Genomic DNA, 15,303 nt, shown 5'->3' on the forward strand with positions numbered 1-15,303 from the left:
CCCGGTGCGGCGAGTGGGGGCACCTCCCACGCCCTTAAGGCAGTGGGGGAGCGTGCCGGGCGTCGCGACGGGGCGAATGTTGCCTGTTGGGGCATTAGATTCCCGCAGCTGATCGAACAGGGAGGGGCCGGGTATCCGGCCCCTCCCTGGCGTTTCAGCCGGGCAGCGCCCACACGTACGGCCCCTCCGGATCGTCCAGCCACGCCCACTCCCGCTCGCCGCTCACCGTGACCCCGTATCGCTCCCGCTCCGGATGCCCCTCGCGCTCCCACATGCCGTACACCTCCTGCGGATCGAGGCTGCCGAGGGAGAGGGCCAGCAGAAACCGGAACAGCTCGTGCTCCCGGGCCCGGCGCGGCACCCCGCCGAGCGGCGCCGGTTCCGGCTCGAGCCCGGTGCCGCCCCGCAACGGCACGAAGTAGGCGGGCGTGTGCAGGAAGCGCCCCTCGGCCTGTCCGGCGTTGCGTACGGTCAGGGCGACCAGGCCGGTGCCGAGCGGGGTCAGGATCCGGGCGCCGGGGCGGCACTGGGCGAGCCAGGCGTGCGGGACGGACGGCAGGGCGCAGGTCGCGATGATGCGGTCGAAGGGGGCGCGTTCGGGGACCCCGCGCGCGCCGTCGCCGGTGACGACGACCGGGTGGTATCCGGCGGCGGCCAGATGCTGCCGGGCCGCCTCGGTGATCTCCGGCTCCAGATCGACGGTGGTGACGAGGTCGTCGTCGCCGAGCCGGTGGGCGAGCAGCGCGGCGTTGTAGCCCGTGCCCGCCCCGATCTCCAGGACTCTGTTGCCGTCCTCCACCCCGAGCGCAACCAGCATCATCGCCATGAGCGAGGGCTGGCTGCTGGAGGAGAGGAGCTCGCCGTCACGCAGCCGGGTGGCCAGCGGCATGTCCGCGTACGCGCCGGCCATCCAGCGCTCACGGGCCCGCGGATCGGGGCTCTCGCCCCAGCGCCGCTCGTAACCGCCCACGACGCCGACGTAGTAGTACGGCACGAAGAGATGGCGCGGCACCGCCGCGAACACCTCCCGCCACACGGGATCGGCGGCCCACGCCCCGCTCGCGTCGATCTCCCGCACCAGCGCCGCCCGCACCGTGGCGGCGAGGTCGTCCAGGTCCTTGTCGAGAGCATGCGAGCTCATGACTCCACTGTGCTGCGCGAGACGCCGCGAGGCGAGCGCCCGGACCGACGGATCCGGAATCAGCTCTTCAGAAGGGAGGCCTCGGAAGGAAGGGGTCTCAGAAGGGAGGTCCTAGGCCTTGAGTCCTCGGCCACCCGGTCTGAGACCATGGGTGACGTGAATGAGATTCGGCGCGGCACGCTTCAGGAGCAGACCTTCTACGAGCAGGTCGGCGGGGAGGAGACCTTCCGCCGCCTTGTCCACCGCTTCTACGAGGGTGTCGCCGAGGACCCGATCCTGCGGCCCATGTACCCCGAGGAGGACCTGGGCCCGGCCGAGGAGCGCCTGGTGCTGTTCCTCATCCAGTACTGGGGCGGCCCGACGACGTACAGCGAGAACCGCGGCCATCCCCGGCTGCGCATGCGCCACGCCCCCTTCACCGTCGACCAGGCGGCGCACGACGCCTGGCTGAAGCACATGCGGGTCGCCGTCGAGGAGCTCGGCCTGTCCGAGGAGCACGAGTACACGCTGTGGAAGTACCTGACGTACGCGGCGGCGTCGATGGTGAACACGCCGGGCTGACACCGGACCCACGGCCGCGGCCGGACATTGATCACTTCCCGTAACCAAACAGAAATGCGATACGGGTATTGACGCGCCCCCACCCCGATGCCATGGTTACGAACACCGAGACATCAGATGTCTGACGTCAGATATCTGATCCACCGGTCGAGGCCACCGCACCACCCCGTACGGTGACTCCGACGGTCCCCCGTACCCGCACCGCCCGCACTTCCCGGAGGCCCGAAGATGTCGCTCTCCGAAGACCTCGCCGAACGTCTGCTCAGCGAGATCATCGACGGCACCTACCCGCCGGACGCCGCGCTCCCCCCGGAGGCCGAGCTCGCCGAGCAGGCCTCCGTCAGCCGGCTGACGGTCCGCGAGGCGGTCAAGCAGCTCCGCGCGCAGAACGTCGTACGTGTGGTCCGCGGCCGTGGCACCTACGTCAACGCCCCGGACCGCTGGACGGCACTGGAGCCGGTGATCCGCGCGGCGTCCCGTTCCTCCCACACCTCGCTCTCCGAGCGCCTCATCGAGGCCCGGCGGCTGATCGAGAACGGCGCGACGGAGCTGGCGGCACTCCGCCGCGGCGAGACCGACCTCGCGGAACTGCGCGAACACCTCGCCACGATGCGGGAGGCCGCCGACGAGGCCGACACGGAGAAGTTCGTGCAGGCCGACATCGACTTCCACGCGACGGTGATGCGGGCGACGGGCAACCTCTTCGTCCCCCTCCTCTTCGAACCCTTCGGCCCCCTCCTCGCCGAGGGCCGCCGCGAAACGTCCGCGGTCCCCCAGATCCGCGCCAACGCCATCGCCCACCACGAGACGGTCCTGGCAGCCCTGGAATCCGGCAACCCGGACAAGGCCCGCGAGGCGATGAACGCACACATGAACCAGACGGCGAACGACTACAGAACACACGTACTGAAGTCGCCCGAGTCCACTTAGCTGGGGGAGCCCCACCCGTGTAGCTGCGGGCAGTCGCACCGGCGTAGCTGCAGGCAGTCCCACCCGCTTGGCTGCGGCGGCCAGCCCTGCCGCTGGGGCGGCGCCCACCCAAGCAGGCGGCACCCCGCTCCGCCGTAGTCCGTGGGCAGCCGTACCCGCGTAGCTTCAGGCAGTCGTGCCGCTGGGCCGACGCCCGTCCCAAAGAAGCGGCACCCCGCCAGCGCGGGCGAGTGTCCCCACCCCCAACAGCATCCCCCATCCCGCGAACCCCTTTCACGCACCCCATTTTCAGGAACCGCCATGCCCCTACCCCGCCACGCCCTCGCAGAGCCCGAACTCCTCGCCGGCCTCCCTCCCGTACGAGAGGTCACCCCCACCGAGGTGGCAGCCCACCTCACCAGGGCCCCCCGCCTCGCCGTCCTCGACGACGACCCCACCGGCACCCAGACCGTCAAGGACGTCCCGGTCCTCACCACCTGGACGGTCGAAGACCTCCGCTGGGCCCTGCGCCAGAACAGCCCCGCCTTCTTCGTCCTCACCAACACCCGCAGCCTCAGCCCCCAGGACGCGGCAGCCCGCAACCGCGAAATCACCCACGCCCTCCACGAGGCCGCCGCGGCGGAGAACATCCCGTACGTCATCGCCTCCCGCGGCGACTCCACCCTCCGCGGCCACTTCCCCCTCGAAACCGACGTCCTCTCCGAGGAGTTGACGAAGGCCGGCGCCGCCCCCGACGGTGTGGTCCTGGTCCCCGCCTACATCGAGGCCGGCCGCCTGACCATCGACTCGACGCACTGGATGCGCACCCCCGAGGGGCTCCTCCCGGTCGGCGAGAGCGAGTTCGCGAAGGACGCCACCTTCGGCTACACCTCCTCCACCCTGCCCGACTGGGTCGAGGAGAAGACGAAGGGCCGCATCCCCGCCGACAAGGTCCACCGCATCACCCTCACCGACCTGCGCACCGGCGGCCCCGCCCACGTAGCCACGCAGCTCACCGCACTCCGCGACGGCGCCACCGCGGTCGTGGACGCGGTCTGCGACGACGACCTGCGCGTCCTGGCCCTCGCCGTGGCCGAGGCGGAAGCGGCCGACACCCGTCTCCTCTACCGGGTGGGCCCGTCCTTCGTCCGTGCCCGCGCGGGCCAGCCCGCCCACCCCCCGCTCACGGCCGCCGAACTCACCCCGCTGCGCGCCCCGTCCCCCCACGGCCTGATCGTCGTCGGCTCCCACGTCTCCCTCACCACCCGCCAGCTGACCCATCTCCGCACCACCACCCCCGACCTCGCCGAGTACGAGCTCGACGTGGCCCGACTCCTCGACCCCGCCACCCGGGACTCCCACATCGAGGAGATCGCCGCCACGGCCGCCGCCGCCCTCCAGCACGCGGACACGGTCATCCGCACCACCCGCACCGTGGTCACCGCGGCCGACCCCGACGAGAGCCTGGCCATCTCCCGCAGCGTCTCCGCCGCCCTCGTCGAGGCGGTCCGCCTGATCACGGCCGCCCAGCGCCCGGCGTTCGTCATCGCCAAGGGCGGCATCACCTCCAGCGACACCGCCACCCACGGCCTGGAGATCCGCCGCGCCTGGGCCCGCGGCACCCTGCTCCCCGGCATCGTCTCGCTCTGGCAGCCGGTCGACGGCCCGGCCGCCGGCATCCCCTACATCGTGTTCGCCGGAAACGTCGGCGGCGACACCGCCCTCGCCGACGCCCTCGCCCTGCTGAGGAGCGCCGCCTGATGCTGCTCACCGGACCCGAGGGCCTCAAGGCCCTGACGACCGCCCACGAGACCGGCCGTGCCCTCCCCGGCTTCGTCGCCTACAACCTGGAGACGGTCCAGGGCATCGTCGCAGCCGCGGAGGCCCACCCCGACGACCACCCGGTGATCATCCAGGCGGGCTCGAGCCCGTTCAAGCACGCGGGCCGCGCCCCCCTGATGCGCCTGGCCCTGGACGCTGCGAAGGCCTCCCCCGCCCAGCTCGGCGTCCACCTGGACCACAGCCGCGACCTGGACGAGCTCACCGCCTGCCTGGAGGCGGGCTACACCTCGGTCATGATCGACGGCTCCCACCTCCCCTTCGCCGAGAACATCGCCCTGACCCGCGAGGCCGTACGCCGGGCCCGCGACCACGGCGCCTGGGTGGAGGCCGAGTTGGGCGCGCTGCCCGGCGACGAGGACGTCTCGACCGACGCCACCGCCTCCCCGACCGCCATGACGGACCCGGCCCAGGCGGCCGAGTTCGTGGCCGAGACGGGCGTCGACGCCCTGGCGGTCGCGGTGGGCAACGTCCACGGCTTCACGGCCGACCCCGTACGCCTGGACCTGACCCGCCTCGCGGCCATCCACGCCGCGGTCCCCGTCCCCCTGGTTCTCCACGGCGCCAGCGGACTCCCCCGGGACCAGCTCCTCGGCGCCCTCACTCACGGCGTCGCCAAGATCAACGTCAACGCCGAACTCCGCCGCGCCTACCTCCGGGCGGTGAGCGCCGAACTCCCCACGGCACTCCCCGGCTCCGACGTGGTGAGCCTGTGGACCGCGGGCCGCAACGCCGTCACAGAGGCGGCGTCCCGCATCATCACGCAGCTCTCCTAGCCCCCACTCAACGCCCTCCCGCTCCCCGGAAAGGCCCCTCGATGAACCCCCGTCCCCACACCGCGGTGATCGGCCTGGGCGCCATGGGTCTACCCATGGCCACCCGCCTGGCCGCTCACCTACCGGTCACCGCCTACGACATATCCGAACCCCGCCTCGCCCAGCTCGCGGCAGCGGGCGGCACCCCTGCGGCCACGCCCGCCGAGGCCGCCCGCGAAGCCGACGTCGTCCTCCTCGCCGTACGCGACCAGGCACAGGTCGACGCGGCCCTCTTCGGCGAGAACGGCGCCGCGCTCACCCTCCGCCCCGGCACCACCGTCATCCTCACCAGCACGGTCGGCCCCGACGCCGCCCGCGCCACGGCCGCCCGCCTCGCGGAGCGCGGTGCCCTCACCGTCGACGCCCCCGTCAGCGGCGGTCCCGTCCGCGCCGGCAACGGCGACCTGCTGATCGTCGTGGGCGCCGAGGACAAGGCGCTCGACCTGTCCCGCCCGGTCCTGGACCTGCTGGCCTCCACCCTCACGGTCGTCGGCCCCCGCCCCGGTGACGGCCAGGCCCTCAAGGCGATCAACCAGCTCCTCGCCGGCGTCCACATCGCCGCCGCGGCCGAGGCGATCGCGCTGGCCCGAGGCCTCGGCCTCGACCCGGCCACCGTCGTCGAGAGCCTGCGCCACGGCGCCGCCGGGTCCTTCATGTTCGCCGACCGCGGTCCCCGCATGGTCGAGGCCTACGCCTCCGACCAGGACCCCGAGGTGAAGTCCCGCCTTGACATCTTCGTCAAGGACATGGGCATTGTGACCGGAATTGCGAAGTCCGCTCATGTTCCGGTCCCCCTGGCGGCCGCCGCCGAGCAGCTCTACCTGCTCGGCGAGCGCTCGGGTCTGGCCGCCCACGACGACTCCAGCATCGTCACCGTGCTCTCGCCGAAGGAGGCCGACAGATGAGCTCCACCACACTGCTGCTGATAGCGGCGGGCGGCATCGCCGTACTGCTGCTGATGGTCATCAAGTTCAAGGTCAACGCGTTCGTCGCCCTGCTCCTGGTGAGCCTGGGCGTGGCACTGGCCGCGGGCACCCCGGCCGCGGAACTGGTCACCACCATCCAGGAGGGCATGGGCCAGACCCTCGGCTACATCGCCGTCATCATCGCGCTGGGCGCCATGGTCGGCCGGATGATCGAGATCTCGGGCGGTGCGAAGTCGTTCGCACAGTCGCTGATCGACAGATTCGGTGAACGCCGCACCCCGCTGGCACTGACGGTCGCCGGTTTCGTCCTCGGCATCCCGATCTTCTTCGACGTCGGCCTGATCATCCTGATGCCGATCGTCCTGGGCGTCGCCCGCGTCTCCCGCAAGCCGATCCTGCTGTACGCCCTGCCGCTGGCCGGCGCGATGCTCACGGTCCACGCCCTGCTGCCCCCGCACCCGGGCCAGGTGGCGCTGGCCGGCCTGATCGGCGCCGACCAGGGCATGATCCTGCTCTTCGGCATCCCGATCGCCGCGCTGGTGTCCGTGGTCGGATTCCTGCTCGCCCGGCGCCTGACCCGCCGGGAGTACCCGATCGACCCCGACCTGTACGAGCGGGTCTACGGCGACACCGACGTGCCGGACGACGCGGACGGCACCGGCGGCGGCTCCACCCCGGCGGCGGGCGGCGGTGGCGGCAGCGCCACTGTCCTGGCCCCGGCGCCCACCGGCACCAAGCAGACGGAACGCCCGCCGTCCTTCGGGACGATCCTCACCCTGGTGCTCACGCCGATCGCACTCATCATGCTCGGCACGGTCTCCACGAACACCCTGGACGAGGGCTCCTTGCTCCGCACCGTCCTCGGCGTCCTGGGCGCCCCGATGATCGCCCTGCTCATCGCGGTGGTGCTGTGCGCCTACCTGCTGGGCGCCCGCCGCGGCTGGTCCGCCTCCCACACCGAGGAGGTCCTGAGCTCCGCGCTGCCGCCCGTGGCCCTGGTCATCCTGGTCTCCGGCGCCGGCGGCATCTTCGGCAAGGTGCTCGTCAAGACCGGCATCGGCGACGCGGTCTCGGACGTACTGCAGGCCAGCGGTCTGCCGCTGCTCGCCCTGGCGTTCCTGATGACGCTCGTGCTGCGGGCCGCCCAGGGCTCGGCGACGGTCGCGCTGGTCACCGTGGGCGGCCTCCTCGCACCGCTGCTGAAGAACGCGGACCTGTCCTCGCCACAGCTGGCGCTGGTCGCGCTGGCCATGGGCGGCGGAGCACTGGCCCTGTCCCACATCAACGACTCGGGCTTCTGGATCTTCACCAAGCTCGTCGGCATCAACGTACCGACCGCCCTGCGCACCTGGACGGTACTGACCACGACGATGGGCCTGACGGCCTTCGCGCTCGCGGCAGTTGCGTGGCCGTTGGTGTAAATCACGGAGTCTGTGTGATCCACGTGATGCGCCCGGCGAGAGCGAGCAGCCCCGGCTGCCCCTCGCCGGGCGCTGCCACGCAGCCAACCAGGGACGTGTCCCGCCCGCCGTCAGCGAACGCTGACGTCCAGCGCTCCAAGTCCCGCCCTGCGTACGGCGATCGACCCGTACGGCGTGCGCAGTCTGAGCCACGCGCCGGAGGAGACCAGCCGTAGCGCCTCCTCGCCCGGCGCTCCCGCGGGCCGCAGGAAGCCGAGCGACTGCGCCGCGTGTACGACCCGCACGGGCAGCCGGGTGTCCCCGACCGGCCGGGACCAGATCTCCCGCCCGATCCGGTCGAGTTCGGCCCGGGTACGCCCCTCGGGCGCCAACTCCTGCGTACGGGACCGGAATTCGGCGACCGCCGCGCCGACCATCGCCCGCAGCTCGTCCGACGCCGGCAGCCCGGGCTCGGGCCGCCAGCCACCGCGCGGCGGAAGCACACCGGCCCACGGCGGCCCGGTGACGGGGGCGGGCACGACGGCCGTGGCGGCCGACTCGTCGAGGGACTCCAACAGCTCACCCGCGGACACGGTCACGTCCAGCGTGACGTCGAGCCCGTTCTCGTACGGCTTCGCCAGCCGTGCCGCGCGGATCGCCAGCACCTCGAAGGACGGCGGCCGCCCGAAGACGGCGAGTGCGGTGCCGGCGGCCTGGAGGCGCACCGCGGCTCCACGGTCGTAGTGGAGCAGCCGGGAGAGGAAGGCCGCGAGGTCCGCCGCCTCCCCCTCGTCGGCAAGGTGGAGCACCGTCATGCGGCGACGGCCTCCTCCTCGTCGTCGTCCCGGTATTCCTCGAGGAAGTCCCGCTCCTCCGAGGTGAGCCGGCGGGGCCGCTGCGCCTCGAAGTCGAACGGCACGATCACCGTCGAGGCGCGGACGTAGATCTGGTCGCCGTCCTTCACCTCGTAGGCGATGGTGAAGGACGCCGCCCTGATCTCCGTGACCCACAGATCGATGTCCACGGGTGTGTGCCGGTGGACGAGCTGCCGCTTGTAGTCGATCTCATGGCGTGCCACCACGGACCCCTGCTTGAAGTCCTTCTCCGGGCGGAACAGGAAGTCGATACGGGCTTCCTCCAGGTAGCGGAGGAAGACCACGTTGTTGACGTGGCCGTACGCGTCCATGTCCGCCCAGCGCAGCGGGCAGCGGTAGATGTGCCGCAAGAGATCAGCCCCGGGTCAGCTTCTTGTAGGTGGCGCGGTGCGGACGCGCGGCGTCCGGCCCAAGCCGCTCGATCTTGTTCTTCTCGTACGACTCGAAGTTGCCCTCGAACCAGAACCACTTGGAGTCACCCTCGTAGGCGAGGATGTGCGTGGCGACCCGGTCCAGGAACCACCGGTCGTGGGAGACGACCACAGCGGCACCGGGGAACTCGAGCAGGGCGTTCTCGAGGGAGCTGAGCGTCTCGACATCGAGGTCGTTGGTCGGCTCGTCGAGGAGCAGCAGGTTGCCGCCCTGCTTGAGGGTGAGCGCGAGGTTCAGCCGGTTGCGCTCACCACCGGAGAGCACGCCGGCAGGCTTCTGCTGGTCGGGCCCCTTGAACCCGAAGGCGGAGACATACGCCCGCGACGGCATCTCGACCTGACCCACATTGATGTAGTCCAGCTCGTCCGAGACGACGGCCCACAGCGACTTCTTCGGGTCGATGTGCTCGCGGCCCTGGTCGACGTACGAGATCTTGACGGTCTCGCCGACCTTGATCGAACCGGAGTCGGGGGTCTCCAGACCCTGGATCATCTTGAAGAGGGTGGTCTTGCCGGCGCCGTTAGGACCGATGACACCGACGATCCCGTTACGCGGCAGCGTGAACGAGAGATCATCGATGAGGACCTTCTCACCGAAGGCCTTGCTGAGGTTGTTGACCTCGACGACGATGCTGCCGAGCCGCGGCCCCGGCGGGATCTGGATCTCCTCGAAGTCCAGCTTCCGCATCTTGTCGGCCTCGGCCGCCATCTCCTCGTACCGAGCGAGACGCGCCTTGGACTTGGCCTGCCGCCCCTTGGCGTTGGACCGCACCCACTCCAGCTCTTCCTTGAGCCGCTTGGCGCGCTTGGCGTCCTTCTGGCCCTCGACCTTGAGACGGGTCTGCTTGGTCTCCAGGTACGTGGAGTAGTTGCCCTCGTACGGGTGGGCGCGGCCGCGGTCGAGCTCGAGGATCCACTCGGCGACGTTGTCGAGGAAGTACCGGTCGTGGGTGACGGCGACGACGGTGCCGGCGTACTTCGCGAGGTGCTGCTCCAGCCACTGCACGGACTCGGCGTCCAGGTGGTTGGTGGGCTCGTCGAGCAGCAGCAGGTCGGGAGCTTCGAGCAGCAGCTTGCACAGAGCCACCCGGCGGCGCTCACCACCGGAGAGGTTGGTGACGGGCCAGTCGCCGGGCGGGCACCCGAGCGCGTCCATGGCCTGCTCCAGCTGCGTGTCCAGGTCCCACGCGTTGGCGTGGTCCAGGTCGTCCTGGAGCTTGCCCATCTCCTCCATCAGCGCGTCCGAGTAGTCCGTCGCCATGAGCTCGGCGACCTCGTTGAAGCGCTTGAGCTTGCCCATGATCTCGGCGGCGCCGTCCTGCACGTTCTCCAGGACCGTCTTGGACTCGTCGAGCGGCGGCTCCTGGAGCAGCATGCCGACGGTGTACCCCGGCGACAGGAAGGCATCGCCGTTGGAGGGCTGCTCGAGCCCCGCCATGATCTTGAGAACGGTGGACTTGCCGGCGCCGTTCGGGCCGACCACACCGATCTTCGCGCCAGGCAGGAAGCTCAGCGTGACGTCGTCAAGGATGACCTTGTCGCCGTGTGCCTTACGCGTCTTGCGCATGGTGTAGATGTACTCAGCCAAAAGAAACCGTCCGGCAGCTTGAAATCTGGCAGTGGGCAGATACACCCCATCTTGCCTGACGTCCAGCCTCGGGTGGTAACCCATATGGCCGGGGGGCTGTGAGCTGGGGTCTCGTCGCTGGCGGCTGTGGCTCGACTGTCACTGTCGGTCGCCGTTGCGTGCGCTCGGGCGCCCTCGCACGGCCCAGGGACGGCCGAGGGACGGCCGAGGGACGGCCGAGGGACGGCCCAGCATGATCGGTACGGGACCTGCCGCCCCGTCGACTACGAGCGCCTTCGATGCGGTCTGCCTGAGCCTCAGCCAACGACAGTCAGCCACGACGGCGGGCCTACCGGCGGACCAGGCGCGCGTGTGCCTCGCTGCACCCCCACCGGCCTCAGTCCCGCTGCCGGTGCGGCCACCCAGCGCAAGCCGCGCGCCGGCCGGGCGGTAACAGTGCCCGCCACCGGACCCAGCGTTGACCACACTCAGCGGCAGCAGCTTCTTGCCCGCCGGGCCGATCTGGATCTGTGTGTCCGTCTGCGGGTCCACTGACAGACCCCATCCGCGCTGCCGCCCGAGCCGGTGCGGGGCTGCTCGCGTTCCGGGTGGACACACCTGCTGCCTGACAAGGCGTCAAGGCGCTCTGGCGCGCACGCGCATCGCGCAGTGGGCTGACTCCCGACCACCGTCTGCGTCGGCGCACCGAAGCCAGACACGTGCAGCGACAGCCATCCATGAAGGGCACTCGAACGGCCGAGCCCGGCAGCGCACCTCTTCATGTCACATTACGGTTAAACCCGATATCTCCCTTTCGGGTTACTGGCCAGGGCGAACGAGAAGGCTCAGCAGGAGTGACAGAGTGTCACTTCTCCTCGTCCTGGGGACAGGAGAGCATCATGAAAATCGGCAAGCGGCGCATCCGACATGCCGCTCTGGCTACATGCGTTGCCACTCTGACCTCGTTGGCGATCATTGCCGGCGGGCCCTCCGGGGACGGACAGGGCGACACCAAGGACGAGACGCCTCCCGTGGCGCCGAGGGGTGACAGGCCGCAGAAGGAGGTTTCCCCCGGGGAAGGCCGCACCATCCAGGTGGAGGCAAATGTGCAGGTCGCCGAAGAACTGGACCTGGGTGCGCCGGGCCGTAGCGTCGGCGACCAGTTCGTCTTCTCAGGCAATTTGTCGTCGGCTGAGGACCCGGACCGCGTCATCGGCCGGTTCAGCGAGTTCTGTGTCATCACCGACCTGGAACGCAACGCCGGACAGTGCATGCTGACCGCGGTGCTGCCAGGAGGGCAGATCGCGGTTCAGGGCGAGCAGGAAGGAATTCCGACGCCGACTTCGGTCACCAACGCGATTACCGGCGGCACAGGGGAATTCCGTGACGCGCAAGGTCAGATGACGCTGAAAGTCCTGACGGCGGCGACTTGGGCCATCACGTTCCAAGTGACCGACCACTGACCTCAGCTTGAGTTTCAACCCCGCACGTCATCCGGTAGCTCATGTTTCTGCAGGTCGGCCTCTGGGCTTCGTCTGGTGGCGGGCAGGGCTCAGCTTCAGCAACGCTTGCCCGCCGAGTGCTCGTCCCTCTGGTGTTCCATAACCTCTTCTTGCCCGGGGACCGGGCTGCTGAGGGCGGTGGCCAGAGCCTGGGCTTGGTCCGGCGTGATACCGAGGGCGAGTGGTACCTGGCGGGGGCTGTACGGGGATGAGCACACGGCGATCGGGTTGTCGCCGGTCGGGGTCCACCGGGGTCCGCTGGCCGGTCCTGTTCCCCCAGCAGGATCGCGGCCAGACCACTGGCAGCATCCGCGCGGATCCCACAGGGAGACAGCGCGCGGGCCACGGTGTCACGCGCATCGCCGGGCGTGTCGGCGTCGCCGAGCATGGGCAGCAGGAGCAGGAGGCGCTCGGATGGATTCGTCAAGCCCTCGCCGCCTTCCTGTGTGCTCGTGGCGAGAGTGAGGAGTTCCCTCCAGGACAGGCCAGAGCCTGGCTTCGGCAGCGCGAACTGGCCCCAGTCGACATCGGGTTCGGGCTCCACTTGGCGATCTCCGGCGCCTTGATCGCCAATGAGAAGTGGCCCCACCGGCATGCACAACGCGCAGGTCGTCGGGTGGGGCCAGCATCCGCTGACGCGGCCCCAGTGGTGGCGGTTGTGGAGCCAGCGGCGGCTGGCAAGTGGGGCCGCCGAACGCTGACAGAGCCAAGGGCCGGCCTCGTCGGCGCCGCACTGGCCGAGATGGCCGAGGCGCCCCCACTTGGGATGCCGGACGAAGAAGTCGACGTGCCTTCGGGGTCGTTCGCCTCGGCTCGGCGAAGACCGGACGGCACGGCAGTTCGCCGCTGCAGCGGTTTCATGCCCCGTTGCGGCAAGTAACACCCCACTTGCCGTACGCCCATCCCCTGCTGGAACCCCACGGCACAGTCACGGCGCGGTCACCCACCGTCGAGTCGGCAAGGACCAACCTCGTTCGTGCATGACCCGCACCGCAGTCCCGTTCTCAGTCCTGCGTCGTCGCTTCCTTTTTCTTCACGAGGACCAGAGCCGCGCCACCGATCAAGACCAGCGCGATGGCCACGCCGACGATCAGCGGTGTCGCGCTGGACGCGCCCGTTTCCGCGAGGTTGGTGTCGGCGGTGGTCGTCGTGCCCTCCGTCGCGGGGCTCGGCTCGCTCAGGGTCTGGGTCGTGTCGCCCGCCGCCTCCGCCTCGTTCGTCTGCGTCATGCAGTCGAGTACGCCGGTGAACCGTTCCGTGAGGCCGCCCGGTCCCTCGATGGTGAAGTCGTACGCCTGGTCCTCCTGCAACGGGACCGTCACCGTGCGGGACTCGCCCGCCGGGATGGTGTACTCGATGCCCAGCAACTCGAAGGTGAACGCCTCGTCGCCCTCGTTGGCCGCGGTGATGTCCACGCCGCTCTCGGCGCAGTTCTTCGCCGCGGACAGTGCGGGTACGGCGCCCGTCTTCGCCCAGGTCGCGCTCGCCGCCGCGGAGACGGTCGACTCGCTGGAGCCGGCCAGGATCTGGGTCTGGCTGCGGCTCTCCGAGGCGAAGGCCCGGCCTACCGGCACGGTGGTGGAGGCCTGGACCGTGACCTCCGCCGTACCGTCCGCGGCGTCCTCGGGCACCTCGAAGAAGACCTGCGCACCGTCGGCCGCGGCCGTGACCGCCTCGCCGTCCGCGTCGACGATCCGCACCCCGCTCGTGGCCGCGTCCGCCGGCGGTGTCACCGTCACGCTGCCCGCGTTGGTGTGCACCGTGACCGGGCCGAGCCGCTCGCCGGGGTGGCCGGAGAGCGCGGGCGGGTCGAGGCTCAGCGACGCCTGCGGCTCGGCCACGTTGCGCGCGTTCTTCTCCAGGTAGTCCGCGAGCCTCTCGGCCTGCGGGTCGACGGCGTCGACGGCCGCGCCGTCCGAGTAGCGCCAGATGGCCACCTGGGTGCCGGCCGCCGCGTCCTGCTCGGTGAGGCCGCCCTGGACGCCCGCCTTCCGGGCAAGCGCGGCGAGGTCGTTGACCTGCGGGTAGGAGTTCTGCAGGATCCAGCGGATCCGGCCCGCGTCCTTGTTGGCGCCCAGCGAGGTGCCGCTCCACGGCGTCTCGTGGTATCTGGCGTCCCGCTGCGTGGGGTTGTGCAGGTCGATGCAGTACGTCTGCAGGGTGCCGCCGCCGTCGACGGACATCTCGAAGAGGCCCGCCGAGATCTCCTGGTCGCCGGTGTCGCCGTGGACGACGGCCGCGCCGTACGTCTTCAGACCGCCTATGGTGGCGGTCGCCCCGCCCTGGCTCCGCGCCGTCCCGTCAGCCGCGGCGGTGGCCGCACCGGCCATCACCCCGGCGGCGGCGAGCGCAGAAACCAGCGTGACGGCGGCGAGGCGGGCCGTCGCTCGGCCGCGCGTGAACCGCGCGGAGAACGCAGAAAACACAGAATTCCCCTTCGAGCAGGACCCGTTGACGTGGGGGGTAGGTCCCACCAGCAGAATGTTCAAGCCCCGAGAGCTATGCCCGGCATCCTAGGGACGCGGGCGCACCACGTTTCCCGGTGATCCCGTCGGGCAACCGATCCGACTCGGAATCGTTATCGCCAACACCGCCTGCGAGCAGGGCTTATCGACAAATCCACTGAGATCGTTTGAGACCGTTTCGGAGTGCATTCGCCGATAAGCCGCAGTTCGGTCAGCAGTGGGCGGCAGCTGATGTCACGTCACCGCTACCGGCTCCGGGGCCCGTTGGGAGTTCCTCTCGTCAACTGACACCTCCTCGACCGGGGTCTCCCAGGCCGGCTCCGGCTGTGGCGGCGAACCCACGGCCGTCGCCTCCGGCTTCGGTGCGCGCCGGAACGCCGACGTGCCGCGCGCCAGGTCGTGGCCGATCGCCACCGCGTCGATGTCCGCCGAGGTCCAGCTCTGCCCCTCGCGGACGTCCGTCCGCACCTTCAGCCGGCCCTGCACCACGACGGGCTCCCCCACCGACAGCGACGCCGTGACGTTCGTCGCCAGCTGCCGGTTGGCCCACACCGTGAAGAAGTTGGTGTGGCCGTCCGTCCACACGCTCTTCTCCCGGTCCCAGTAGCGCTGGGTCACCGCCATCCGGAACCGCGCCGACGGCCCGTTCGCCAGCTCCCGGTACACCGGCTGCGTCGCCACGTTGCCCACCGCGCAGATCGTCGTCTCGTTCATCCCGAACCCCTCCCATGCGCCGACGGGCCCGTCCCGTACGGCTGCGTCTGGCACGACGACCGCGCCTGCCGCGATCGCCGTACCGCCAGACTGCCTCCGCCGGGCCGAACCCGCTGAGCGCTGTGGACCACCGCCCGTCTGTGGAAAACTCCGCCACC

General features: G+C 70.5%; 13 protein-coding genes. 7 read left to right on the forward strand and 6 right to left on the reverse strand.

Annotated features, from left to right (window positions below; all coding sequences use genetic code 11):
* Window positions 1-154: 154 nt before the first annotated feature.
* The gene (locus tag AQJ91_RS05710) at window positions 155-1,141 is read right to left on the reverse strand and encodes a methyltransferase domain-containing protein (protein WP_067016991.1); all 987 of its coding nucleotides are present in this window, start codon (window positions 1,139-1,141) and stop codon (window positions 155-157) included.
* A 147-nt stretch (window positions 1,142-1,288) separates the two neighbouring features.
* On the opposite strand from AQJ91_RS05710, the gene AQJ91_RS05715 reads away from it, so the two are divergent.
* The 6 genes from AQJ91_RS05715 to AQJ91_RS05740 all read left to right on the forward strand — a co-directional run bounded on the left by AQJ91_RS05715 (window position 1,289) and on the right by AQJ91_RS05740 (window position 7,612).
* Window positions 1,289-1,702, forward strand: a complete 414-nt coding sequence (locus AQJ91_RS05715) for a globin (RefSeq protein WP_067016993.1) — start codon at window positions 1,289-1,291, stop codon at window positions 1,700-1,702.
* A gap of 228 nt (window positions 1,703-1,930) precedes the next feature.
* Complete coding sequence (locus AQJ91_RS05720) at window positions 1,931-2,632, forward strand: FadR/GntR family transcriptional regulator (protein WP_067016995.1); 702 nt, start codon at window positions 1,931-1,933, stop codon at window positions 2,630-2,632.
* Between the two features lie 300 nt (window positions 2,633-2,932).
* A complete protein-coding gene (locus AQJ91_RS05725; RefSeq protein ID WP_067016997.1) occupies window positions 2,933-4,372 on the forward strand; it encodes a four-carbon acid sugar kinase family protein in 1,440 nt (479 codons plus the stop codon).
* The gene (locus tag AQJ91_RS05730; RefSeq protein ID WP_067016999.1) at window positions 4,372-5,226 is read left to right on the forward strand and encodes a class II fructose-bisphosphate aldolase; all 855 of its coding nucleotides are present in this window, start codon (window positions 4,372-4,374) and stop codon (window positions 5,224-5,226) included. The genes AQJ91_RS05725 and AQJ91_RS05730 overlap by 1 nt, the downstream gene beginning before the upstream one ends.
* 41 nt (window positions 5,227-5,267) lie before the next feature.
* Window positions 5,268-6,170, forward strand: coding sequence for an NAD(P)-dependent oxidoreductase (locus AQJ91_RS05735; RefSeq protein WP_067017001.1), 903 nt, complete (start codon window positions 5,268-5,270; stop codon window positions 6,168-6,170).
* The gene (locus tag AQJ91_RS05740) at window positions 6,167-7,612 is read left to right on the forward strand and encodes a GntT/GntP/DsdX family permease (RefSeq protein WP_067017003.1); all 1,446 of its coding nucleotides are present in this window, start codon (window positions 6,167-6,169) and stop codon (window positions 7,610-7,612) included. The genes AQJ91_RS05735 and AQJ91_RS05740 overlap by 4 nt, the downstream gene beginning before the upstream one ends.
* 110 nt (window positions 7,613-7,722) lie before the next feature.
* On the opposite strand, the gene AQJ91_RS05745 is transcribed toward AQJ91_RS05740, so the two are convergent.
* The 3 genes from AQJ91_RS05745 to ettA are packed head-to-tail and all read right to left on the reverse strand — an operon-like array spanning window position 7,723 to window position 10,485.
* A complete protein-coding gene (locus tag AQJ91_RS05745) occupies window positions 7,723-8,406 on the reverse strand; it encodes a DUF8185 domain-containing protein (RefSeq protein WP_067017005.1) in 684 nt (227 codons plus the stop codon).
* Window positions 8,403-8,816 carry an acyl-CoA thioesterase gene (locus AQJ91_RS05750; RefSeq protein WP_067017007.1) on the reverse strand — a complete coding sequence of 138 codons (414 nt, stop codon included), beginning with the start codon at window positions 8,814-8,816 and terminating at the stop codon, window positions 8,403-8,405. Before AQJ91_RS05750 ends, AQJ91_RS05745 begins: the two co-directional genes overlap by 4 nt.
* 4 nt (window positions 8,817-8,820) lie before the next feature.
* Entirely contained in the window at window positions 8,821-10,485 is a 1,665-nt protein-coding gene (ettA, locus tag AQJ91_RS05755; RefSeq protein ID WP_067017009.1) for an energy-dependent translational throttle protein EttA, read from the reverse strand.
* Between the two features lie 878 nt (window positions 10,486-11,363).
* Here ettA and AQJ91_RS05760 point away from each other — a divergent pair.
* Window positions 11,364-11,927 carry a dirigent protein gene (locus tag AQJ91_RS05760; RefSeq protein WP_067017011.1) on the forward strand — a complete coding sequence of 188 codons (564 nt, stop codon included), beginning with the start codon at window positions 11,364-11,366 and terminating at the stop codon, window positions 11,925-11,927.
* 1,043 nt (window positions 11,928-12,970) lie between these two features.
* On the opposite strand, the gene AQJ91_RS05765 is transcribed toward AQJ91_RS05760, so the two are convergent.
* A complete protein-coding gene (locus AQJ91_RS05765) occupies window positions 12,971-14,392 on the reverse strand; it encodes a Cys-Gln thioester bond-forming surface protein (protein WP_067017013.1) in 1,422 nt (473 codons plus the stop codon).
* 273 nt (window positions 14,393-14,665) lie between these two features.
* The gene (locus AQJ91_RS05770) at window positions 14,666-15,145 is read right to left on the reverse strand and encodes a single-stranded DNA-binding protein (protein ID WP_067017015.1); all 480 of its coding nucleotides are present in this window, start codon (window positions 15,143-15,145) and stop codon (window positions 14,666-14,668) included.
* Between the last annotated feature and the right edge of the window lie 158 nt (window positions 15,146-15,303).

Origin of the sequence: Streptomyces dysideae (genome assembly GCF_001514305.1) — a bacterium.
Lineage (GTDB): Bacteria > Actinomycetota > Actinomycetes > Streptomycetales > Streptomycetaceae > Streptomyces > Streptomyces dysideae.

Excerpts from the sequence above, each read along its gene's own strand:
- AQJ91_RS05710 (WP_067016991.1), bottom strand. The coding sequence starts at position 1,141 with ATGAGCTCGCATGCTCTCGACAAGGACCTGGACGACCTCGCCGCCACG.
- AQJ91_RS05715 (WP_067016993.1), top strand. The coding sequence starts at position 1,289 with ATGGGTGACGTGAATGAGATTCGGCGCGGCACGCTTCAGGAGCAGACC.
- AQJ91_RS05720 (WP_067016995.1), top strand. The coding sequence starts at position 1,931 with ATGTCGCTCTCCGAAGACCTCGCCGAACGTCTGCTCAGCGAGATCATC.
- AQJ91_RS05725 (WP_067016997.1), top strand. The coding sequence starts at position 2,933 with ATGCCCCTACCCCGCCACGCCCTCGCAGAGCCCGAACTCCTCGCCGGC.
- AQJ91_RS05730 (WP_067016999.1), top strand. The coding sequence starts at position 4,372 with ATGCTGCTCACCGGACCCGAGGGCCTCAAGGCCCTGACGACCGCCCAC.
- AQJ91_RS05735 (WP_067017001.1), top strand. The coding sequence starts at position 5,268 with ATGAACCCCCGTCCCCACACCGCGGTGATCGGCCTGGGCGCCATGGGT.
- AQJ91_RS05740 (WP_067017003.1), top strand. The coding sequence starts at position 6,167 with ATGAGCTCCACCACACTGCTGCTGATAGCGGCGGGCGGCATCGCCGTA.
- AQJ91_RS05745 (WP_067017005.1), bottom strand. The coding sequence starts at position 8,406 with ATGACGGTGCTCCACCTTGCCGACGAGGGGGAGGCGGCGGACCTCGCG.
- AQJ91_RS05760 (WP_067017011.1), top strand. The coding sequence starts at position 11,364 with ATGAAAATCGGCAAGCGGCGCATCCGACATGCCGCTCTGGCTACATGC.
- AQJ91_RS05770 (WP_067017015.1), bottom strand. The coding sequence starts at position 15,145 with ATGAACGAGACGACGATCTGCGCGGTGGGCAACGTGGCGACGCAGCCG.